We start from the raw sequence: 21,949 nt of genomic DNA, 5'->3' as shown, positions 1-21,949 counted from the left end.
ACCCGCTGAGCACGCGTTTTCACGCAAGGGGACAGTATGAGTACCGACGATCTACAGCCTGTAGCTGCCAACGACCATTTAGTCGCTGACTTTCAAGCCTATAGTGCTTGGCGTGGTCATTTAAGCCAATCGATTGCGCAATTATCGCGCTGGTTAAACGAGCAAGACCTCAATGATTCGCAAACCACACTCCGAATTCAAGGACTGCTCGAGCGCTTAAAAGAAGACAAACTCAATATTGCCTTTGTGGCTGAATTCTCGCGTGGTAAATCCGAGCTGATCAACGCTATCTTTTTTGCCCACTATGGCAAGCGGATTTTGCCCTCATCAGCCGGGCGCACCACCATGTGCCCGACTGAACTGTTATTTGATGCTGGCCGAATTCCGAGCTTGCAATTGCTACCGATCGAAACCCGCGGCAATAACGTCACCACCGTTGAATATCGTCGCTACCCCGATGAATGGCATAGCATTGCCCTCGATATTGACGACGCCGACTCGATGCAAGAAGCCTTTAAAGAAATCGGCCGCACACAGCGCGTCAGCGTTGAAACCGCCAAGCGCTTTGGACTTTACGACGAAAGCGATCCCGATCAAGTCGTGGCGCTCGACGTACATGGCGAAGTTGAAATCCCCTGCTGGCGCCATGCCATGATTAACTTCCCGCATCCCTTGCTGGAACAAGGCTTGGTGATTCTGGATACGCCCGGCTTAAACGCCATCGGTACCGAGCCTGAACTCACGCTCAATTTGCTACCCAACGCGCACGCGATTTTATTTATTTTGGCCGCCGACACCGGCGTAACCAAGTCGGATATCGAAGTCTGGCGCAATCACATTGTTCGCAATCAAAGCGGCAAACGCGGCCGCTTAGTCGTGCTCAATAAAATCGACGGCCTGTGGGATGATTTACGCACCAGTGCTGAAATCGACGCCGAAATTGCCAAACAAGTTAAAACCACCGCTGAATTATTGGCGATGCCAAGCAGCCAGGTTTACCCGGTTTCGGCACAAAAAGCCTTGCTGGCCAAAGTACAAAACGACGATGCGCTATTGCAAAAATCCTGCTTAAGCGTGCTTGAACGCGCGCTATCGGATGATCTCCTGCCCGGCAAGCAAGACATCGTTCGCGATGCCACCCAAACCGAAGTCGAAGACCTAGTCTCGGCGATTCGTTCTATTTTGCAAGCGCGCCAAGACGGTGTCCAAGAGCAACTGGCCGAATTAACCGGTTTACGCGGTAAAAACCAAGACGTCATTGCACAAATGATGGTGAAAGTCAGCGAAGACAAAAAACACTTTGAACAAGGCTTGGTGCGCTTTCAAGCGCTACGCTCGGTCTTTAGCCAGCAAACCAATAAGCTGTTTTCGCTACTGGGTAAAGAAGCGCTCAAAGCCGAAATCGAACGCATCCGCGACCAAATGGACCGTAGCTTGTTCTCGTTTGGCGAAGGCGGTTTACGCTCGACGATGGATAATTTCTTTATTGACGTAAACGGCTCGATTGCCAAATCGGCCGAACAAGTTGCCGAAATCCAAGCGATGATGGCGGCGATGTATAAAAAATTCAGCGAAGAGCACGGTCTTGGCCAAGTGACGCCACCGCCGTTTTCAACGCTGAAATACCACAAAGAACTCGCCCGTTTAGAAAAATCATTCCGCGAGCATTTCAATACCATTGGCAAATTACTCACCACCAGCCAAGGGCGTTTAACGCGCAAATTCTTTGAAACCGTCGCCAGCCGCGTGGTCTACGTATTTGAAGTCGCCAACCGCGACGTTGAAAACTGGCTCAAAGCGGTGATGGCGCCAATGGAAACGCAGGTGCGCGAACATCAATTGCAACTGCGCCGTCGCCTTGAAAGCATTAAACGCATTCACAACGCCACCACCACGCTGGAAGATCGCATCCAAGAATTGGAAGAAATGAACCGCCAGCTCACCGAACAAATCACCGAGCTGAACGGCAAATTGCGCCAAGTCTACGGCGCGCTACAAGCCGAAATGCAAGTGTTCGCCGCTAAAGCCGCATAAGTTTTTAACGCCCAAGCAAAACGCAGCCAATCGGCTGCGTTTTTTATTGCCGCTAGGTATTGCTCGCTAAGGCAAATCAATAAAGACCTAGACGCCTATACCTAATAATGACGGGAGCTATTCAGATGACGTATCCATCGGTTTAAGTGCGCGGAACGTTGTTGTCAGTCACCTCCGCAACACTAGCACCGGTACGGATACGGATACGGATACGGATACGGATACGGATACGGATACGATTTTGATGCCTCTTCCGATTGATACTGCAAAATGGTTAATAAATAAGAAATAACTTGTATTTTCGTTTTGTATATTTGTATTATTGGTTTCAAATTTTGCAACCCATTAAACTACCAACCTGAAATCATGAAAACAACAATCTGTGTGACATTATCCTTATTGGCGCTAATTGGGTGCGCATCGAAACAGCCAAACTATATCAATCCCGCATATAAGGCGCAAATTAACTCTTTAAATATTAAACTAGAAACTCAAACTAAACTGCCGATTAACATAACAAAATCAGCCAAAGGTTATACACCACAAATTACGCAAAACGATAAAATATATGTAGCCTATATGCTCAAAGAGCATTTGGAAGAGCTTAGAAAAGAATTTCCTGGAAATATCGATACAGAATTAAAATTATTCGAGTCAAAGCTTAGCTCAGAATCAAAATACAATCTTGAAATTACCCCTGTCAATGAACTGGTTGCCAACTGCAGTCCTAAATGCTGGGTACGCGTCGACTATTCATTAAAACTAACCGATATAACTAACCAACAACTTATTTGGTCGAGTACTTCATACTCATTGAACACCTATGAAACGACAAAATCAAATGAAAAATTACGAAAAGATGAAATTATAAAAATTTATTCCGCCCCTATTTTCGCCAAAAGGATAGTTGAATCTATGCAAAAAGATGGTCTTTTTAAAAAATAAAATCGAGTGCATGCACAAAGCTTTATTTGCGCACACAGACTTCGTAGTAATCACGATAGAGGATAGCGAAATCAGATACTTCCCCGCCTCCCTCTGATATTGAATTGCAATAATTACATATGTGCGATTTAGCTGCGCTAATCGCACGTACTCCAGCGAATAATTGCGCGTTGGGTCTTGCCACAACAACTGCACCACCCGCATCAAACGCCGCGAATAATCATCCCGAGTTCGGCTTTTATTCATCACACCTCCAAGCGCAAAGTCTAGGGTCTGTTGGCGTTTGGTTTGCCAACCGCGTTTGCGCGGATTTTGGCCTGAAGCAAGGCACGAAGCGCGCAGCGTAGTCATTCTACGCCAGCGCTTTGTAACGCAGCATCAGGCCAAAAGCCGCCAAACCCAAAGGGCTGGGCGCTTTTCGCGGAGACTCAGCGCTGTAGCAAGCTCACATAGAATGCTATGCGTCGCTTACAACGCCTTGATTCGCCGCGAAAAGCGCTCCAGCGCGGCGGGAAACCAATCATCAACAGATCCTAGGCAAAAGCCGTTGATTTAGGTTGCGAAGTTTGCCAACAGATGACAAATAAATATTGCGATTTAGGGTATGCATTTGCATAATTCATATCCTTACAAAAAACAGTAGAATTTTTCAATTATGTTACGCAATTTGTCATTACTTGGATTGGTCGTTTTAATGAGTGGCTGCTCAACCTATACCGTGCAACGATATTCAGTGAAAGCTGACAATGTGGTTGCTTACCGCGATAGCCAAAAAAAATTCAACGTTGCGCCATTTAGCGCCAAACAAGCCGCGCAAACCGAAATCATGTGCCGTGGTGTCGGCCCAATTAAAACGCCAGACAATCAAACTTTTGCTGACTACGTGAGCGGCGCAGTCAAAGACGAATTGAAACTTGCTGGCGCGTATGACGCACAATCGCCTCTAGTACTGAGCGGCGTACTCGACGAAGTGAAATTTGATTCAATGGCTGGCTTGTGGACTTTGTCGCTCACCATGTCGTCGAGCAACGGTAACTCGGCCACCAAGCAAGAACTCTACAAATACACCACCAGTTTTTACGGCGAAACCGCCTGCAATCAAACGGCACAAGCCTTTATGCCTGCAGTACAAAATCTACTCGCTCAATTTGCAAACGACGCCAAGCTAAAATAATTACTCAAGGGTATATTCATCTAGCCACTATTAAATAATACTGCTAAAAATATACCCATTGGTTTAAGCAAAAACAGTAGCATCGTGCGGGTTAGCCTTTAAGCCAAACCCGCCAAAATCGTTGAAAATCCAAATCTAATTACACGCGAATCACGCCCCCACACCGCTAAGCGGCGAAACGCTGCCCCAAAGCGACGCAGCGAGAAAACCAATTATGTCTTCACCCCTGACTTTAAGCACCGAACGTCTTATTTTGCGCCAATGGCAGATCAGTGATGCCGAGCCATTTGCTCAAATGAGTGCCGACCCCAAAGTGATGAACATGCTATTAGGGCCGATAGATGCTCAGGCCAGTGCGGCAATGCAGCAAAAAATCATGGCGCAGATTCTCGAAAATGGCTGGGGATTCTGGGCGCTAGCGCTCAAAGAAACCCAAGAGTTTATTGGTTTTACCGGCTTAAACAGGCCAAACGCTGAACTGCCGTTTTCTCCATGCGTAGAAATTGGCTGGCGGCTGGCTTTTGCCCATTGGGGCAAAGGCTATGCCACCGAGGCCGCAAAGGCGGCATTGGCCTTTGGTTTTAACCATCTAAAACTAACAGAGATTGTGGCTTTTACCGCGCTGAGCAACCATCCCTCCCAAGCCGTTATGCAAAGGCTGGGCATGCAGCGCGAGCCGCAAAACTTTATGCACCCCAAAGTTCCCGCAGGGCATCCATTGCAAGCACATTGTCTTTACCGTTTAAGCCAGTCGGCTTGGCGTCGCGAAGGATAAAATCACCGACAGCATTGCACCGCCTTGCGAGCCAGCACCCCGAATACGCGGCTAATCGAGCTTCTGCCGTGGCGCAAAGAGCGCCAGCATGCCTGCCAAAATCGCCATGCCCAACATCACGCCCAAAAATCGGTGCACGCCGTAACGATCATTAAGCAGCGCCGCCGAATCATGCACACTCACCATTAACAAACCCACCGCAAATTGCGCGCCCATATACGACGAATCGGCATTACTATCTTGCAAGATTTTGCCCACCGTCGTGCCGACTAAAGTCAGTAGCATTAATAAGGCATAAGACGAAAAATACACGCAAATATAATTAAACCCCATGCCCAGCAACGCCCCAAAAAAACATCCTAGCGCCCGATAAATAATTTTTTTCATCGAAGCCGTAGGCAAATCACTAGACGCCACCCGTGGCTGATTGGACACCGCCAAAATACTCACTGCCGCCTGAATAAAAATCAATTGCCCGCCCAACAACACCAATAACGGCGTTAGCGCAATGGCCCCGCCCGCCAATAGCGCAAAAGGCAGATATTGTTGATGATCTGAATAAAGCGGCGCTGGTGTTGGGGATAAAGGTAAATGAGGAATTGGATGCGAAATGGGCATTGCGCGATTTTTAGTTGCCAATTGCAATACCGCCGAAACAAAAATCGTCGACAACGACCCGACCATCACATCGGCAGCACGCATCAAGCCAATCTGCAAAATATCTTGCTGTGGCTCAGCAAATGCGTAGCCCACAATTAAAGTAAACGTTAGGCCAAAAAATAGCACCGCATAATTATATTGATCAGAAACCACATTGGCATAATAAGCCGATGCGCTACTCACAATAAAAAAGATCAGACAAACGCTGAATACATTTAATTCGCGTTGAAATAACAATACCAAGACAACGCCACACGCTCCGCCCAATAAAGTACCGGCAATCCTTAATAAACCACGACTTAAAGTTTGTTTAAAAAAAGGCCGCATCACCACATAAGCGCTAAAAGCCGCCCACATTGAATATTCAAAATTAAATAAATAAGTAATATAAATCGCCAGCGCCACCGAACACACCGACGCGGCCACATCCAATAATGAAATCCCATTGTTTTTTATATTGAGCCAAGCCTGATTTAAATCCGCACGAATTGTTTTTAATTGATTTAAAAATGAACATTGCATGCGCATTTCCTTAGAAAAAACCTAGCGCCCGACAAACAACACCGACATCAATCACCCAAACAAACCATTGTAGGCCATGGCGTGGCACGAAATACGCAACAAAAACCTGCTGGCGTAGGCAAAAACCATCAACCATCACCCCAGCGATGTTGTTGCTCCGAGGGTGTGAAAATCCCACATGGACTTGCGTACCCAATCCGATGAATTCAGCACCGCGAAAATCAATCAGCACCGAACCCGCGTGCGCAAATCAAAGATTTGCACACCCTACCTAGGTATTTAATTACAGCCATTTAAAAACAAGAGCTAGCTAACAATACATCAGCTACCCGCACCGCGAAATGCGCATCACAATCCACGCTGCGCCGCCGCAAACAAAACCGCCGAGGTTAATCTGGCGGTTGTTGAATCGCGGTAAACGTTGGCTGCGCATGCTTAGCCCAAACCATGATGCTACACGGTGATAAAATGCCAAATAGATAATTTGAATCTACTAAAAACAAACCGTGTAAAGGGGAAGACATGAAGAAACTTCACATTGCAATCTCGACTGAAAAAATCGAAGAAACGATCCAAGATTACTCCCTGCGTTTTAATGCGCCACCTTGCTTAGTCATTCCTGGTGAATACGCGCTCTGGAGAACCGAAACGCTCAATATCTCAATCCGCCAAGACATCACACGCGCTCCAGGCTCACTGAGGCACTTAGGCTGGGAAGATCCCAACGCCACTGAATTCACGATGGACACCGATGTGAATGGCATTGTTTGGGAGCGATTTGCGAGTCTGCACCAAGCGAATGAAATTAATGAAACATGGCCAGACACCAATTACCAGCCATAAAAAACTTTGGGGCGCAGCTGCATAAAAAACCACCGGAATTGATCGGGCGGGTTTGTTTGATGCATCAGCATTGCAGGGTGTGAAAATTCCGCAGGGATTTGCGCACCTAATGCGATGAATTCAACATAGAGAAAACCAATCAGCACCGAACCCGCGTGAGCAAATCAAAGATTTGCACACCCTACCTAGGTATTTAAATACAGTTATTTAAAAACAAGGTCTAGCTAACAATACACCCTCCGCGCGGCGCAATGCGCTTCGCTTATTGTCGCCCTACAGAAGCATTGCGACGTACGCGATTAATGATGTATCTCGATCTAGCCTTTGAACAGCAAAGCTTTGCTGGCAATACATCTTAATATCGTCTTGATCGTCGGTCAGGGGCTGCTCATCCCCTGTATCAAGCCGAGCGAGGAACAAGCGGGGCGGGGTTTTTGCGCTCATTGTTTGAGGCCGCAGGCCGAGTTTTGATCGCAACCGCCTCGATTGTCCACAGCGAGGGCACCGACGCAGTCGGCGCAGATACCGGGGGCTGCTTTGGGTTGTTAGGGGGTTTGCAGAAGCAAAGCCCCTAACCTGCCAGCGCGGCGGAACGCGCACCAAAAACCGACGCGGCGCAGCCGCATAAAAGACAAAACCGCCGGGGTTAATCGGGCGGTTGTTTGGTTTGATACATAATGCGGCGCACTACGCTTCGCTTTGAGTGCGCCCTACTTGCCACTCTCTATTTAAGCAACTTTAAAAACTCAAACGACATTTTTTTATCTAAATAATCAGATTGCCTTGATTTTCGATAATCTTCATTCATAAAATCTAACGCACTCCTTATTAAGCCTATTCCATTAAATTCAACAGGCTCAAAACATTCCGAATCACTTGGTGGATATTTCTTTTCAGCGGCTAAAACAGCATCCAACGATCTATTGATCATTTTCTCTACATCTATTAATTTCTTATATCCAAATTTATTTAACTCCTCCAATAAATCAGCAACCGAATCCATAGAGATCTCCTCTCTATCAGGAAACCTCCAAGATATATACCCCATTAGGCTATCAAGATTAACCTCTGCCTCCAGTGACAAATCATGGTTAATAATAATAGATTCTCTTATTTTTTCTTGATATTTAATTCTTTCATTATTAATTCTTTCAAACTGATCATCTGCAGTCTCAAACAAACCTGAAAGCGCGTGTAGCTTTCGCTTTAACTCATTGGGAATATCTTCTTCATGCTTATAAGACAAATGATGAGCAACAATTGCCCAAGCATCTTGAAGAATTGTCCGAATTTGGATCTCACAATTCATACCCATCAAATCGTCGTATCGTGCTCCAGCATGCAGTTCTTTTAAACTAACAATATAGTGAAGAGCACCATAACCAAATTTTTCTACACCTTGATCACTAACTTTATCTACTTTTTCATGGATTTCAAACTCTTCTTCAACTAGCCTTTCCAAATTAATCCTGTCAGATGCGTACAAATAGACAATTCTTACACCTGAAAAATCTGTAATTTCTTCAAATGGATTTTTGTATGTTTTCCGTTCAATTTTTTCACAAAAACTCGTTAACGTTTTCGCTCTTGAAGTCAAATGTCCAATTTCAACACCTAACAATTTTATTTTCCGCTCAAGAATATATTTAACTTCGTCGCAAAGTCGTTGATGAATTGGAAGCTTTTCGTAAAAGCAACGAATCATTTCAGGTCTATCTTTCCATACTCTATTTAATGAGCTATCCAATTTTATATTCCTACATTTTGAGATTAGTAATACATAAATACACATCTGCGCAACTATGCATTTAGCTCGTAAAAGGTACTCAAAGCAAACCCAAAGCGCATGCTGAAAACTAATAAGGCGCAACGCCACAGCATTGCGCCAATCTCATCACTCCACCATCAACGCCACAAGCGCCGCTGCAACATCATCCGCACTCACGCCTTCGGCCAAGGCCACTGGCGCGTCAGGCAAGGCGGCGATGCCTTCTTTTTTCAAGCGACCAACCCATTGCCCCGCGTCTTTGCCTGAGGCAAAGCCGGAACTCGTCAATAGCAAACGCCCGGCGGCATCGCTGAAGTTGAAGTAGAACTGGCCGTCTTCAAGGCGGAATTGCTTGAACGTTGGCAAGGCGATTTTGACGGCTTTTTCTTTGACTGCCGGTAGCGCGTTCATTTTGCGCAGGCCGACGGCTTCGCGTACTTGCTTAAGTAGTGGCGCAGCAATCGCGCGCGCTTTGGCGGCACCGATTTGCAGCAATTCTTCGATTTGCTCAGGGTGCGCCATCAGTTCTTGGTATTTCTCGCGCATTGGGCCAACGTGCGCGTCGATCAATTCAACGAGTTGCTTTTTCGCATCGCCCCAGCCCAGACCCGCAACGAGTTGCGCGCGGAAGGCCGCAGCTTGTTCTGGTGTGGCAAACGCCTCGTAAATCGTCACCAAATGGCATTCTGGGTCTTTGGGCTCACCCGGCAATAAGCTGTTGGTGACAATCTTCGCTACGGCGTCTTTGAGCGCTTTAGCGCCGCCTTCAAATAGCGGAATGGTGTTGTCGTACGATTTACTCATTTTGCGACCGTCTAGCCCCGGCAGCGTGGCGACTTGTTCTTCAATGTGTGCTTCGGGCAGCACGAAAAAATCTTTGCCTTGGCCGAATAAGTGATTGAAACGCGCGGCAACGTCGCGAGTCATTTCGATGTGCTGAATTTGATCGCGGCCAACCGGCACTTTATGCGGGTTAAACAGCAAAATATCGGCGGCCATCAAAATCGGGTAGCAGAATAAGCCCATGGTGATGCCCGCATCGGGATCTTCACCGGCTGCTTCGTTGGCGTCGGTTGCGCCTTTGTAGGCGTGGGCGCGGTTCATTTGCCCTTTAGCGGTGACGCAAGTGAGCAGCCAGTTGAGTTCAGTCACTTCAGGCACGTCCGATTGGCGATAGAACGTCACGCGCTCAGGGTCTAGCCCCGCAGCGAGCCAAGTGGCGGCGATTTCAAGGCGCGAGCGCTCAATGCGGGCGGGATCATCGCACTTAATCAGCGCGTGATAATCGGCCATAAAAAAGAAGCAGTCGCTATCGGGCTGTTGACTGGCCACAATCGCCGGGCGAATCGCGCCCACATAATTACCCAAATGCGGTGTACCCGTCGTGGTAATGCCCGTTAAAACACGCAAACTCATCACAAATCCTTTAATCATCACGCAATACAATGGCGGCAAGTCTAGCAGGCGGCGCAGCAAAACCATAGCGTCAGTGCGCTTGCCGCTGCTTTATGCCAAGACGCAGCGAGTGGATGCAACAACTTGGGCTGGCCATGACCGTCAACCGTTATCGCGCTTGGGCTTGCTCTAGCGCAGATTTTGTTGATGCGCTGGTGGATTTTGGTAATTTCAGCGCAGCGCGTTGCGCACAAAGCGCGCTAAGTCGCCGATAATCACAGCACTTATTTCAATTGGACTCGCCACGATGAACGCCACTGCTCACTCTGCCATCACCCTCGAAATTTGCGCCGGTTCGGTGACGTCCTGCCTTGCAGCACAAGAAGGCGGCGCGCAGCGCGTTGAGTTTTGCGACAATTTGCTCGAAGGCGGCACCACGCCATCGTATGGCCAGCTCGCCGCAGCGCGCGATCGCTTATGGATTACTTTGAACGTGATCATCCGCCCACGCGGCGGCGATTTTTTGTATAGCGATTTGGAATTTGAAGTGATGGAGCGCGATGTATTGGCGTGTAAAAAGATAGGGGTGGATGGTATTGTCATCGGCCTATTAACCAGTGATGGCCGCATCGATATACCCCGCACCAAACGCTTGGTTGAACTGGCGGCACCGATGCCAGTGACGTTTCACCGTGCTTTTGATGTGGCTTGCGATCCGGTGCAAGCGCTAGAAGACATCATTAGCGCGGGCTGCGTTCGACTGCTCTCTAGCGGCCAAGCAGCCAGTGCACTCGAAGGTGCGGCTTTACTTCAGCAACTGCAAGCGCAAGCTGGCGACAGATTGATCGTCATGCCGGGCGCTGGCGTGCGTGGCCACAATATCGCCGAACTAGTGGCAGCAACTGGCTGTAATGAGTTTCATAGCTCAGGCCGTGCGCCGTTCCCAAGTGGCATGGTTTACCGTAATCCCAACGTTAAAATGGGCGCGCCGGGGCAAGATGAGTACAGCGTGGTGGAAACCGATCCGCAACTGGTGCGTGAATTACTCAGCAATGCGCAAAATACCGCAGCGCTACGCAATTAATGTCTACAGTTTGACGTAAAACTTTCGCAACTATCTACTTATCCTGCGCATTTGCTGTATGTTGTTATGTATGCCAACTCGCGCAGGATAAATCATGTCTCTTCAAAATAAAGTTGCTTTGATTACGGGCTCAACCAGCGGTATTGGTCTGGGCATTGCGCGCGCTTTAGCCCAGCAAGGCGCGACGATTATTCTCAATGGTTTAGGCGATCCGGCGCAAATTGAATCCATCCGCGCCAATTTAGCCGTCGAATTTGCCACCCCTGTGCATTTTATCGCTGCCGATCTAAGTAAAACCGCGGCAGTGGAAGACTTAATGCAGCAAATCGACGCGCTATGTGGCCGCGTGGATATTTTGGTTAACAATGCCGGTATGCAGTTTGTTAGCCCGATCGAAGACTTCCCGCCCGAAAAATACGATTTAATTATCGCGCTGAATTTATCTGCTGCCTTTCACACCATCCGCCTTGCTGTTCCCGGCATGAAAGCACGCGGTTGGGGGCGCATTATCAATATCGCCTCGGCGCATGCCTTAGTCGCTTCGCCCTATAAATCGGCGTATGTGGCGTCAAAACACGCCGTACTCGGGCTGACTAAAACCGTGGCGCTGGAGCTGGCCGAGCACGGCATTACCGCCAATGCCATTTGCCCCGGCTATGTAATGACGCCGCTGGTGCAGCAACAAATCCCCGATACCGCCAAAGCGCGTGGCATTAGCGAAGCAGCGGTGATTCGCGACGTGTTGCTCGCCGCACAGCCGACCAAACGCTTTGTTGAAGTCGATGAACTGGGCGCCTTAGCCAGTTTTTTATGCAGCGATGGCGCGCGCTCAATCACCGGTACCGCACTGCCGGTCGATGGCGGCTGGACTGCGCATTAATCTGAATCACTGAATCTCTGTTTCAAGCGACTTAGAACGTATGTGTAACAGCCGAACATGCGGATAACACCGAGGAAAAATTATGAGCAAAAAGAAAATCGCGATCACCTGCCAAGGCGGCGGCAGCCAAACCGCTTTTACTGCGGGTGCGCTCAAAGCCTTATACGACAATGGTTTTGCCGAGCACTATGAATTAGTTAGCATTACCGGCACCTCGGGCGGCGCGTTGTGCGCCACGCTGATTTGGTACGCCATACTAAAAAAAGACGCTTACATTCCACAGCGCATGCTCGATTTGTGGGCCGATAATACCGCGCAATCGGATGCCGAATTAAGATTCAATAATTACTTAGTGGACGCGATGCGTAAGGTGAATAGCGGGCAAATGCCGCAATTTAATATCAGCCCCTACTCGCCCTTAATGCAAATGATGAGCAGCATGACCGGCAAGCAATTTCGGCCAAACTTTACCGACTTTCGTTCCTTGCTCGAATCGCATATCGATTTTGCTGAACTCAAAGCCATGGGTGCTAATACCGAAATGCCTGCACTGATTTTGGGTGCGGCCGAAGTGTTAACTGGGCAATTGGCGAAGTTTAATTCCCGCACCGAGGCGATTCGCGTCGAGCATATTTTATCGTCGTGCGCGGTGCCGAATATTTTTGAAGCGGTTGAATTTGATGGCCACGCGTATTGGGATGGTTTGTTTTCTGACAACCCGCCAGTTGATGAAGTGATCAAACCGGTTTACGTTGGCGAAAACAATCTGCCGGATGAAATTTGGGTGATTAAAATCAATCCCAATGGCTGCAAAGAAGTGCCCAAATCCCCTGAGGCGATTAGCGACCGACGCAATGAAATGATCGGCAATATGTCGTTATTTCAGCAGCTCACCAGCATACGCACGCTTAATGAATTACTGCTTAATCAAGCGTTTACTCCGGAGTTTTTAGCCAAAAACGGCGTAACAGAACCGATCAAGCTACCGCGTTGCCTCAGCAGCGACGATATTCGCCCCTACCATATTCCATTTCTGGAGATGTCTGAGGCACTGCAAAGCACTTTAGATTATGAAAGCAAGCTCGATCGCAGCCCCAAAAACATCCAAAAATTAATGCAAGATGGTGAGCAACAAGCACGGCTGTTTTTAGCCGAACGACTGGCTGCGGCCTAAGGCAGCCAGCAGCAAGGCCAGCATGCCGCTGGCCTGTTTTACAGCACCGTCACTCGGCAACCTTGCGCGTCGCTTTGAATGGCTAAGTCAATAATCCGCATGACGTTACGCGCTTGCGCCGCCGTCACTGGATTTTCTCCTAAGCCCAGCAAGGCGTCACGAACCCCGGCGTAATACGCCGCATAATTGCCGGTGGGTAAAGGCAAGGCTTTGACTGAAATTTGATCATTCTGACTTTGAAAATGCTGCGCTTGCCGAGGATCGTCGCCCCAAGCTGCATGCTCAGGCAGCAATCCAGCTTTTAGCCAAGTTTCTTGGGCATCAAGCCCATTCACCGACCATGCGCCTTGTGAGCCTTGCACCAAAAAGCGCGGCGTACCGCCGCTGACCAAGGTGCTCGCCGCCAAAATCGCCCGCATTTTTGGGTAGTGCAAAATCACATGAAAATCGTCTACTGCCAACGCACCACTGCGGCGCAAAGCCAAATCGGCAGTTACGGCATTGGGAATGCCAAATAGCTGTAATGTTTGGTCAATGAGATGTGGTCCTAAGTCATACCACAGCCCAGCACCCGCTACATTGGCTTCACGCCAACGCGCTTTTACCTCAGGGCGGTAGCGATCAAAACGCGAAGTAAATTCAACCACATCGCCTAAAACGCCACTTTGCAGTGTTTCACTCAAGGCAATAAAGTCATTATCCCAGCGCCGATTATGAAACACCGACAGCAATAAACCCGCTTGCTCGGCGCGCACGGATAAGTCTTCTGCTTCACGCACATTCAAAGTAAAAGGCTTATCAATAACCACATGCTTGCCCGCTGCAATCGCGGCGCGGGCTAAGGGGTAATGCGCGTCATTGGGGGCGGCAATAACAACTAAATCTAAACCGGGATGCGCCAACAAACGGTCTGGCTCGGTTTTCACCACAATATCCGGCCAATCGGCCAATACATCCGCTGGACGCGAGCTGGCAATGGCGACCAGACTGAGTCCTGGCGTGGCATTAATCAGTGGCGCATGAAAAGTTTTACCCGCGTAGCCATAACCAATCAGGCCTACGCGCAAAGTTTTGGTCTTTGGCATAAGTACTCGTGCAAAAGTTTTATGGCAAAACGTCGCCGCCTCCGGCTTTACAATCCCATCAAACGAGGTGAACCATGTAAACAAACCGATCGACGAACGTCTTTAATATGAATCTCTGAGTATGCTTATAACGTAAAAAAAAAGCCTTGTCGCTAAGTTAATTCCGCAGGCAGATTCATTGTCAATTTGCATTATTGCTGACAAAAAATTCAGAATCTCAGTATTAATTCAATAATGAATTCAAGACTTTAAATTTATAATGCCGTTTTAAAAACCATTGAAGTCATCTGAAACCACGCAGCTTTAAGCGCCGGTATCTGGTGAATAATGCCATAGCATATCAACATGAGAAATATCGTCCTCAAGATAAGGCTCAGAAACAGTGACAAAGCCGCTTTTTGCATAGAAATTTTGCAAATGCGCTTGAGCGCCAATTTTATTATTTTTCTCTGGGTATTGCTCTATAGCTCCTTTTAAACCCTGACTAATGAGCTGATACCCTAGACCTGTGCCACGGAAATCTGCCGATATAATCACGCGTCCCAAAGAAGGCTCGGCGTATTTTAAACTCGGCGGCACCAAGCGTAAGCACGCGACGATGCGCTGATCGCAATACGCCAATAAATGCGTTGAAACTAAATCCAAATCATCCATATCGGCATAAGCACAGGCTTGCTCAACAATAAACACTTGCTGTCTTAGCCGTAAATATTCAAACAATGTTGCAGTATCAAAAGCCGCAAAAGCTTGCCAGCGCCAAACGATTTCCATAATTAAACTCGAAATAAATCAATTAAATCAATTAAATCAATAATTAAAACCAATTAAACACTGCAACACCGACTGCAATCATTCGCATAAATTTCATCGTACGATAAAAGCATTCTGGTGCTCAAATCAAACTAGCGGATTCACTCAGTAATAAACCACACCAGAATAAAAAAGCACCATTTTCCTTAATCAATAAGGATCAATGATGCTTTTTAATGGCGGTAAAGTAATGTTAGCAGGCTAAACGCTCACGCCATTTCGCCACTTGAACTAAAACTTGGAACGGCGCGGTGCCACCAACGTGATTGCGCGCTTCTAAACTGCCTTGCAATGTCAGCACGTGGCAAACGTCTTCTTCGATTAAGGAAGAAAAACTTTGCAATTCAACCAAGGTTAAATCCGACAAATCTTGGCGTTTTTGCTCAGCGTAACGTACCGCCAAAGCCACGGCTTCATGCGCATCACGGAACGGCAAGCCGCGCTTGACCAGATAATCAGCCAAATCGGTTGCCGTGGCAAAACCTTGCTTAGCCGCACGCTCCATCGCATCAGGCTTCACGGTAATACCGCGCATCATGTCGGCATAAATCCGCAAAGTATCGGTGAGCGTATCCACGGTATCAAATAGCGGCTCTTTGTCTTCTTGATTGTCTTTGTTGTAGGCCAATGGCTGGCCCTTCATTAAAGTCAGCAATGAAATCAAGCTGCCATTCACGCGGCCAGTTTTACCGCGAACCAGTTCTGGCACGTCGGGGTTTTTCTTTTGCGGCATGATCGAAGAGCCAGTACAAAAGCGATCGGCAATATCAATAAAGCCAAATCGTGGGCTCATCCACAAAATCAGTTCTTCAGAAAGACGCGATAAATGCGTCATGATCAAAGCGCCAGCGGCAGTAAATTCAATCGCGAAATCACGATCTGACACTGCGTCGAGTGAATTTTCGCAAATACCTTCAAAGCCCAATAATTTAGCGGTGATTGAGCGATTGATCGGGAATGTCGTTCCGGCCAATGCTGCAGAACCTAAAGGCATGCGATTGACACGCTTACGGGTATCGACCAAACGCTCGGCATCACGGCCGAGCATTTCTACATAGGCCAACATGTGATGACCAAAAGTCACCGGTTGCGCCACTTGCAAATGAGTAAAGCCAGGCATTACGGTGCTAGCGTTGCTTTCGGCCAAATCGAGCAAGGATTTTTGCAGTTCGCGCACCAAGCGCAGCAACACATCAATCGCTTCGCGCAAATACAAACGAATATCGGTGGCTACTTGGTCATTACGCGAACGACCCGTGTGCAAACGCTTGCCCGCATCACCGATTTTATCGGTCAAACGGCGCTCGATATTCATATGAACGTCTTCGAGATCCAAACTCCATTCAAAACGGCCGGCGCGGATATCATCCAAAATATCCGCCATACCACTTTGAATCGAACGCAAATCTTCATCCGATAAAACCCCCACTTGATTGAGCATCCCAGCGTGCGCGAGTGAGCCTTGAATATCGACTTCCGCCATGCGGTTATCAAAAAATACCGATGCGGTATACCGCTTTACCAATTCACTCACTGGTTCATTAAAGCGACCAGACCAAGCTTTGTTTGCAGATTCGGACATGCGAAAAATCCAGAAATAGTTGGAACAATAAAAGCGATTATAACGATAGCCGAGCAAAACCTGCACGCGACTTGCTACATGCGCCAGAAACAGCTCACTTTAAGCGCTCATTACGACGACAAAGAGACACCCAACACCAGCAGCCACTTATCGACCGCGAACGCGCAGCGTTAAGCCTTTCAGGAAATTGCGTAAGAACTGATCGCCGCAAGGGCGAAAATGCTTGTGATCTTTTTTACGGAATAACGCCGATAGCTCAGGTTTTGACACTTCAAATCCAGCCTCAGCCAACATCGCGTAAATATCATCGTCTTTAAGCTCAAAAGCGACGCGCAATTTTTTGAGCACCAGATTATTGGTGACAGGCAATTCAATCGGTAATGCCGGACGGTTTTCGTCTTTGCCACGGCGAAAATACACCAAACCATCGAGAAAATTGGCCATCGTGACATCATCACATTCTTGATATTCGAGCTCTTCTTCTTTCTTTAAAAACGCCATCATCGTGGCTTTATCTAAAGTTTGCCCAGCCAATTGCAGTACATCGACTAATTTGGCATCGCTCAAATCGAGCATATAGCGAATGCTACGCAGTACGTCGTTATTTAACATGTTTGCAATCCTTTCATTCAGAGTGACTCCATTGTACCTGCTGCGCTGCGCTTCGCCGTGTGCAATCACCGGCCAATGCCGTCGGCGGCGATAAAACGGCGGCTTACCCTGTCGTTTTTCTGCCGATGCAGCTAGCCTTATTAGCGTTGTGTTGATAATGCGCTGCTGGAACTTGCAAAGCGCGGTAGAATCACGCGATTCGTAGAATCAATTTCGCACAGTGCTCAATACCCTGCTGTGCGATAAAAAGGCCTTATCCGCCGGAGAACAGAGTAAGCCATGAGCCGTGATATGAAACCCATTCGCAGTAGTAACCGCAATGCCAGCAGCAGCCGTGCCAATAGCCAACGTAAAAGTGGCGGCAGCTCATTAATCACCGGTTTGCTACTGGGTTTATTTGTCGGTATTGCCATTGCGGTCGCCGTGGCGCTGTATTTAAATCGCAGTGGTAATCCGTTTAAAAATGGCAATACCATCCCAGCGGACGCTGTGAGCTCAGCGCCAGAAGCCGCCGTCGCGCCACCAGAAGTCTTGTTGCCTGGCAATGGCAAAGAAGTCGCGCTCAACCCAGTGCCAGCCAGCACTGCTGCCAGCAAACCCGCGAGCGCCAACGCCAGTGGCGAGCGTTTTGATTTTTATAAAGTGTTGCCTGAGCTCAACGAAGAATCTGCTGTAGCCAGCACGCCAGCGCCTGCCAAAACAGCCAGCCCAAAAACCAGCGCCAGCCCAACCGCTGCGCCCGCTGCGACACCAAAAGCAGACGCCAATAAAAATGCTTGGCTACAAGTAGGGGCTTTTAAAGACGAAGGCGATGCCGATAATCTAAAAGCCAAACTCGCCTTATTGGGCGTTGAATCGCGCATTCTCACCTCAGATATTCCTGACAAAGGCATTTGGCACCGTGTGCGCGTAGGTCCCTTTAATTCAAGCGCCGATTTAGATAAAGTTCGCGGTCAACTTAAAGCCAACGGCATTGATAGTGCCATTATGAAAGCCAATTGAGCCAAGCAGCGCGAATACCTTAGGGATAAGCAGCAAGTCGGGATCGGGCAAATCTGCCCCATCCCCAATCCCAAATAAAGCCTCAATCCCCCACACCCACTCTTTTCTAAGGAAAAATGATGTTAAAGCACTGGATTAAAACAATCGTCGTCGCAGCGTCATTAATGAGCGCCACCGCGGCTTTTGCTTTTACCGAAGGTAAAGATTACAAAGCCATGGCCAAACCCATGCCAGTCGCAGTTCCTGGCAAGGCCGAAGTGATCGAGTTCTTCTGGTATGGCTGCCCACACTGCTTTGCCATCGAACCTTATGTGGATGCTTGGGCAGCAAAACTGCCTAAAGACGTTAATTTCCGCCGTGTTCACGTGATGTGGGATGGCCGCAATGATATGGAAGGCCACGCCAAGATCTTCCTCGCATTGCAAGGCATGGGTTTAGACGCCAAATACCAGCAAGCCGTTATGAAGGCCGTGCAAAAAGATCGCATCGAATTACGCAATGAAGCCAAATTGCTAGAATGGGTTAAAAAACAAGGCATCGATGTTGCCAAATTTAAAGCCAATTACAATGGCTTCTCAACCCAAATGCAATTGAAAAACCTAACAAAAATCACTCAAGACTATCAAGTTGACGGCGTACCGATGTTTGTTGTTAACGGTAAATGGGTAACTAGCCCAGCGATGGTCGGTGCGGAAGATGCCACTGTGACCAAAATGGTCGATGAGTTGATCGCCAAAGATCGTAAAGCGCCAAAAAAGAAATAAGCCTTTAATCCTGATAAAATACGCCACGCTGCCTAGAAGTAGCGTGGCGTATTTTTTTATTGAATCAACGTATATCAAGCTAGCCTTTATCCATTATGGGCTAGCGACTAATACTCTGTTGAATAAACCTCAACCCGGAAGGACAACATGCTCCGCATTACCGAACTCAAACTACCGCTAGATCATACTGAAGCCGAACTCAAAACCGCCATCGCCGCGTATTTAGGCATCGCAGAAACCGACATCAATAGCTTTAGCGTCTTTAAACGCAGCTTTGACGCGCGTAAAGGCCATATGCTGCTGGCCTACATCATTGATTTGGACGTTGGCGCGCTTGAAAGCAAACTACTGGCGCAATTTAAAAACAATGTGCACGTTTTGCCAACGCCCGACACGCGCTACCACTTTGTCGGCCAAGCGCCTGCGTCCTTCAGCTCGCAGCGCCCTATCGTCGTTGGTTTTGGCCCATGCGGGATTTTTGCTGCGCTGATTTTGGCGCAAATGGGCTTTAAACCGATTGTGCTCGAGCGCGGTAAAAAGGTGCGTGAGCGCACGCAAGACACATGGGGCCTGTGGCGCAAAAGTACGCTCAATCCCGAGTCGAACGTGCAATTTGGTGAAGGCGGCGCCGGTACGTTTTCAGACGGTAAGCTGTACAGCCAAATCAAAGATCCGCGCCATCTCGGTCGCAAAGTACTCAATGAATTTGTTAAAGCTGGCGCGCCGGATGAGATTTTATATATTGCCAAACCGCATATTGGTACGTTTAAACTCGTTGGCATGGTCGAAAAAATGCGCGCCGAGATTGAATCACTCGGTGGCGAGATTCGCTTTCAGCAGCGTGTTGACGATCTTATCCTCGAAGATACACCCGACGGCAACAAGCAAATCCGTGGGGTTCGCGTCACCGAAATCGGCATAGAAGGCCAACCAAGTAATGAAATTCTCAGCGAGCACGTGGTCATCGCGCTGGGCCATAGCGCGCGCGATAGTTTTGAAATGATGCACCATCGCGGCGTCTTTATGGAAGCCAAGCCATTCTCGGTCGGCTTTCGAATTGAACACCCACAATCGTTGATCGACCAAGCACGCTGGGGCAAATATGCCGGTCACCCAGTACTCGGCGCAGCAGACTATAAACTGGTGCACCACGCCGCCAATGGCCGTGCGGTGTATAGCTTCTGTATGTGCCCGGGCGGCACGGTTGTTGCCGCAACTTCTGAAGTCGGCCGCGTCGTCACCAACGGCATGAGTCAATATTCGCGTAATGAGCGCAATGCCAATTCCGGCATGGTAGTCAGCATCAACCCAAGCGACTATCCCGGCGGCGCTATGGCTGGGATTGAATTCCAACGCCAGCTCGAAAGCCAAGCCTATGTTCTGGGTGGCGAAAACTACAACGCACCAGCGCAATTGGTCGGCGATTTTCTCGCTGGCCGCGCTTCAAGCGGCGTCGGCGCAGTCGAGCCATCGTACAAACCCGGCGTGAACTGGACAGATCTGGCTAGCGCGCTACCCGATTACGCCATTAGCGCCATGCGCGAAGCACTCCCGGCCTTTGGCAAAAAAATCCGTGGCTACGATATGCACGATGCAGTGCTCACCGGCGTTGAAACCCGCACCTCCTCACCACTGCGTATCACCCGTGGCGACGATTGCCAATCGCTCAACGTGCGCGGTCTCTACCCCGCTGGCGAAGGCGCAGGCTACGCCGGTGGGATTTTATCGGCTGGGGTGGATGGAATTAAGGTCGCCGAGGCATTGGCGCTGGATCTCTTAAAATAAGGGTATAGCCTTGTAGGCATTATTTAATCATGACTACAAGGCCATACTGGCTTTTACTGGGCAAAGACTAAACATAAGGCTTAGTTATGACTCTGAATTTTGATCACCTTGAACGCAGTATTCAAACGCTGGATCAGTCACTGCAATATCTGCATGACAGCGAACAGGGCAGCGTGCCATACGAGGTTTTTCGTAATGCGGTGATTAAAGGCTTCGAGCTTTGTCTAGAAACCAGCGGCAACTTGCTACGTAAATCCTTGCTGGAGTTCGTCAGCGATCCGCGCAAAATTGCTACGCTCAATTACAAAGATGTTTTGCGTACTGCGGCGCAATATGGGCTATTGACGGTCGATGAAGTGGAACGCTGGTTTACTTATCGCGATAGCCGCAATCAAACCGCACATGATTATGGCGAACAACTGGCAGAGCACGTTTTGACCGTCATAGTGCAGTTTCATTTAGATGCACAAACTTTGCTGCGACGACTCAAGGCCTTGCCGTAATGAAAGAGCACTTATTCTTACCACCGCAACACTGGGCGACGCTGTGCCGGCTGTTACAACTCTATCTGCCGCACGCCGAGGTCTGGGCATTTGGTAGTCGCGTCAAAGGCACGCACTGGGATGCCAGTGATATTGATTTGGTCGTTCGCTGCCCAGCAAGTCCGCAGCAAGCCACGGATTTAGCCGCACTAAAACAAGCGTTATCCGATAGCCCGATTCCCTATGTGGTGCAAATACACGATTGGGCCAAACTGCCTAGCCAGTTTCAAGCTGAAATGAGTGCGGCTCATCGCGTAATCCAAACACCGCAGCAATACTAAATTATGCCTAATGCGGTCTCTACCCCGCGAAGGCGCAGGCTACGCCAGCGGGATTTTATCGGCTGGGGTGGATGGAATTAAGGTCGCCGAGGCGCTGGATCTCTTGAAATAAGGGTATATCTATGACGCCATTGATTATAAATGGCTACAGTTAAATACAATGGGCAGGTATATCCTGCCCATTTTTTTTGCTGCCGATTCAAGCCTAGGCTCGGTTGACGTTTAGTTTGCC

The 21,949-nt window shown here is 48.6% G+C and carries 22 protein-coding genes; 14 read left to right on the top strand and 8 right to left on the bottom strand.

All coding sequences use genetic code 11. The features are described from left to right. The first annotated feature begins 36 nt into the window (after positions 1 to 36). From K4H25_RS02525 to K4H25_RS02510, 4 genes are all read left to right on the top strand, one after another. Positions 37 to 2,034 (top strand): dynamin family protein, encoded by a 1,998-nt coding sequence (locus tag K4H25_RS02525; protein ID WP_221021870.1) that lies wholly within the window; start codon positions 37 to 39, stop codon positions 2,032 to 2,034. Positions 2,035 to 2,400: 366 nt separating this feature from the next. Further along, entirely contained in the window at positions 2,401 to 2,979 is a 579-nt protein-coding gene (locus tag K4H25_RS02520; RefSeq protein ID WP_221021869.1) for a hypothetical protein, read from the top strand. 655 nt (positions 2,980 to 3,634) lie between these two features. Further along, entirely contained in the window at positions 3,635 to 4,153 is a 519-nt protein-coding gene (locus K4H25_RS02515; protein WP_182076118.1) for a hypothetical protein, read from the top strand. A gap of 214 nt (positions 4,154 to 4,367) precedes the next feature. After that, entirely contained in the window at positions 4,368 to 4,928 is a 561-nt protein-coding gene (locus tag K4H25_RS02510; protein WP_221021868.1) for a GNAT family N-acetyltransferase, read from the top strand. Between the two features lie 51 nt (positions 4,929 to 4,979). Here K4H25_RS02510 and K4H25_RS02505 read toward each other — a convergent pair whose 3' ends face one another. After that, positions 4,980 to 6,110 carry an FUSC family protein gene (locus tag K4H25_RS02505; protein ID WP_221021867.1) on the bottom strand — a complete coding sequence of 377 codons (1,131 nt, stop codon included), beginning with the start codon at positions 6,108 to 6,110 and terminating at the stop codon, positions 4,980 to 4,982. 10 nt (positions 6,111 to 6,120) lie between these two features. Then, entirely contained in the window at positions 6,121 to 6,342 is a 222-nt protein-coding gene (locus K4H25_RS02500) for a hypothetical protein (protein WP_221021866.1), read from the bottom strand. Between the two features lie 290 nt (positions 6,343 to 6,632). Between K4H25_RS02500 and K4H25_RS02495 the strand changes: the two genes are divergently transcribed. Then, positions 6,633 to 6,953 (top strand): VOC family protein, encoded by a 321-nt coding sequence (locus K4H25_RS02495; RefSeq protein WP_221021865.1) that lies wholly within the window; start codon positions 6,633 to 6,635, stop codon positions 6,951 to 6,953. 724 nt (positions 6,954 to 7,677) lie between these two features. Here K4H25_RS02495 and K4H25_RS02490 read toward each other — a convergent pair. Together K4H25_RS02490 and K4H25_RS02485 are read right to left on the bottom strand one after the other, a co-directional pair. Next, positions 7,678 to 8,700 carry a GTP pyrophosphokinase gene (locus K4H25_RS02490; RefSeq protein ID WP_221021864.1) on the bottom strand — a complete coding sequence of 341 codons (1,023 nt, stop codon included), beginning with the start codon at positions 8,698 to 8,700 and terminating at the stop codon, positions 7,678 to 7,680. Positions 8,701 to 8,847: 147 nt separating this feature from the next. Beyond that, a complete protein-coding gene (locus K4H25_RS02485; RefSeq protein ID WP_221022850.1) occupies positions 8,848 to 10,140 on the bottom strand; it encodes a tryptophan--tRNA ligase in 1,293 nt (430 codons plus the stop codon). Positions 10,141 to 10,229: 89 nt separating this feature from the next. On the opposite strand from K4H25_RS02485, the gene K4H25_RS02480 reads away from it, so the two are divergent. The 4 genes from K4H25_RS02480 (at position 10,230) to K4H25_RS02465 (ending at position 13,254) form a co-directional block, all read left to right on the top strand. After that, the gene (locus K4H25_RS02480; protein WP_221021863.1) at positions 10,230 to 10,391 is read left to right on the top strand and encodes a hypothetical protein; all 162 of its coding nucleotides are present in this window, start codon (positions 10,230 to 10,232) and stop codon (positions 10,389 to 10,391) included. Between the two features lie 32 nt (positions 10,392 to 10,423). Next, positions 10,424 to 11,200: a copper homeostasis protein CutC gene (locus K4H25_RS02475; RefSeq protein ID WP_221021862.1), complete on the top strand. Its 777-nt coding sequence runs from the start codon at positions 10,424 to 10,426 to the stop codon at positions 11,198 to 11,200. A gap of 94 nt (positions 11,201 to 11,294) precedes the next feature. After that, the gene (locus K4H25_RS02470; protein ID WP_221021861.1) at positions 11,295 to 12,080 is read left to right on the top strand and encodes a 3-hydroxybutyrate dehydrogenase; all 786 of its coding nucleotides are present in this window, start codon (positions 11,295 to 11,297) and stop codon (positions 12,078 to 12,080) included. Between the two features lie 82 nt (positions 12,081 to 12,162). Beyond that, entirely contained in the window at positions 12,163 to 13,254 is a 1,092-nt protein-coding gene (locus K4H25_RS02465; RefSeq protein WP_221021860.1) for a patatin-like phospholipase family protein, read from the top strand. 38 nt (positions 13,255 to 13,292) lie between these two features. On the opposite strand, the gene K4H25_RS02460 is transcribed toward K4H25_RS02465, so the two are convergent. The 4 genes from K4H25_RS02460 to K4H25_RS02445 form a co-directional block, all read right to left on the bottom strand. Continuing rightward, a complete protein-coding gene (locus K4H25_RS02460) occupies positions 13,293 to 14,339 on the bottom strand; it encodes an oxidoreductase (RefSeq protein WP_221021859.1) in 1,047 nt (348 codons plus the stop codon). A gap of 303 nt (positions 14,340 to 14,642) precedes the next feature. Next, a complete protein-coding gene (locus tag K4H25_RS02455) occupies positions 14,643 to 15,110 on the bottom strand; it encodes a GNAT family N-acetyltransferase (protein WP_221021858.1) in 468 nt (155 codons plus the stop codon). 232 nt (positions 15,111 to 15,342) lie between these two features. Beyond that, positions 15,343 to 16,731: an argininosuccinate lyase gene (gene argH, locus K4H25_RS02450; protein ID WP_173532894.1), complete on the bottom strand. Its 1,389-nt coding sequence runs from the start codon at positions 16,729 to 16,731 to the stop codon at positions 15,343 to 15,345. Positions 16,732 to 16,878: 147 nt separating this feature from the next. After that, positions 16,879 to 17,343 carry a YehS family protein gene (locus K4H25_RS02445; protein ID WP_221021857.1) on the bottom strand — a complete coding sequence of 155 codons (465 nt, stop codon included), beginning with the start codon at positions 17,341 to 17,343 and terminating at the stop codon, positions 16,879 to 16,881. 279 nt (positions 17,344 to 17,622) lie between these two features. Between K4H25_RS02445 and K4H25_RS02440 the strand changes: the two genes are divergently transcribed. The 5 genes from K4H25_RS02440 to K4H25_RS02420 all read left to right on the top strand — a co-directional run bounded on the left by K4H25_RS02440 (position 17,623) and on the right by K4H25_RS02420 (position 21,717). Further along, the gene (locus tag K4H25_RS02440; protein ID WP_221021856.1) at positions 17,623 to 18,345 is read left to right on the top strand and encodes an SPOR domain-containing protein; all 723 of its coding nucleotides are present in this window, start codon (positions 17,623 to 17,625) and stop codon (positions 18,343 to 18,345) included. A 116-nt stretch (positions 18,346 to 18,461) separates the two neighbouring features. Next, positions 18,462 to 19,109: a thiol:disulfide interchange protein DsbA/DsbL gene (locus tag K4H25_RS02435; protein WP_221021855.1), complete on the top strand. Its 648-nt coding sequence runs from the start codon at positions 18,462 to 18,464 to the stop codon at positions 19,107 to 19,109. Positions 19,110 to 19,256: 147 nt separating this feature from the next. After that, on the top strand, positions 19,257 to 20,894 hold the full coding sequence (locus K4H25_RS02430) for an NAD(P)/FAD-dependent oxidoreductase (RefSeq protein ID WP_221021854.1): 1,638 nt from the start codon (positions 19,257 to 19,259) through the stop codon (positions 20,892 to 20,894). 86 nt (positions 20,895 to 20,980) lie between these two features. After that, positions 20,981 to 21,397, top strand: coding sequence for a nucleotidyltransferase substrate binding protein (locus tag K4H25_RS02425; protein WP_221021853.1), 417 nt, complete (start codon positions 20,981 to 20,983; stop codon positions 21,395 to 21,397). Next, a complete protein-coding gene (locus tag K4H25_RS02420; protein WP_221021852.1) occupies positions 21,397 to 21,717 on the top strand; it encodes a nucleotidyltransferase family protein in 321 nt (106 codons plus the stop codon). The genes K4H25_RS02425 and K4H25_RS02420 overlap by 1 nt, the downstream gene beginning before the upstream one ends. Positions 21,718 to 21,949: the final 232 nt, after the last annotated feature.

It is taken from the genome of Deefgea piscis (assembly GCF_019665785.1).
GTDB lineage: Bacteria > Pseudomonadota > Gammaproteobacteria > Burkholderiales > Chitinibacteraceae > Deefgea.
The sequence above is the reverse complement of the archived record's forward strand: the minus strand, read 5'-3'. Positions and strand labels throughout refer to the sequence as shown.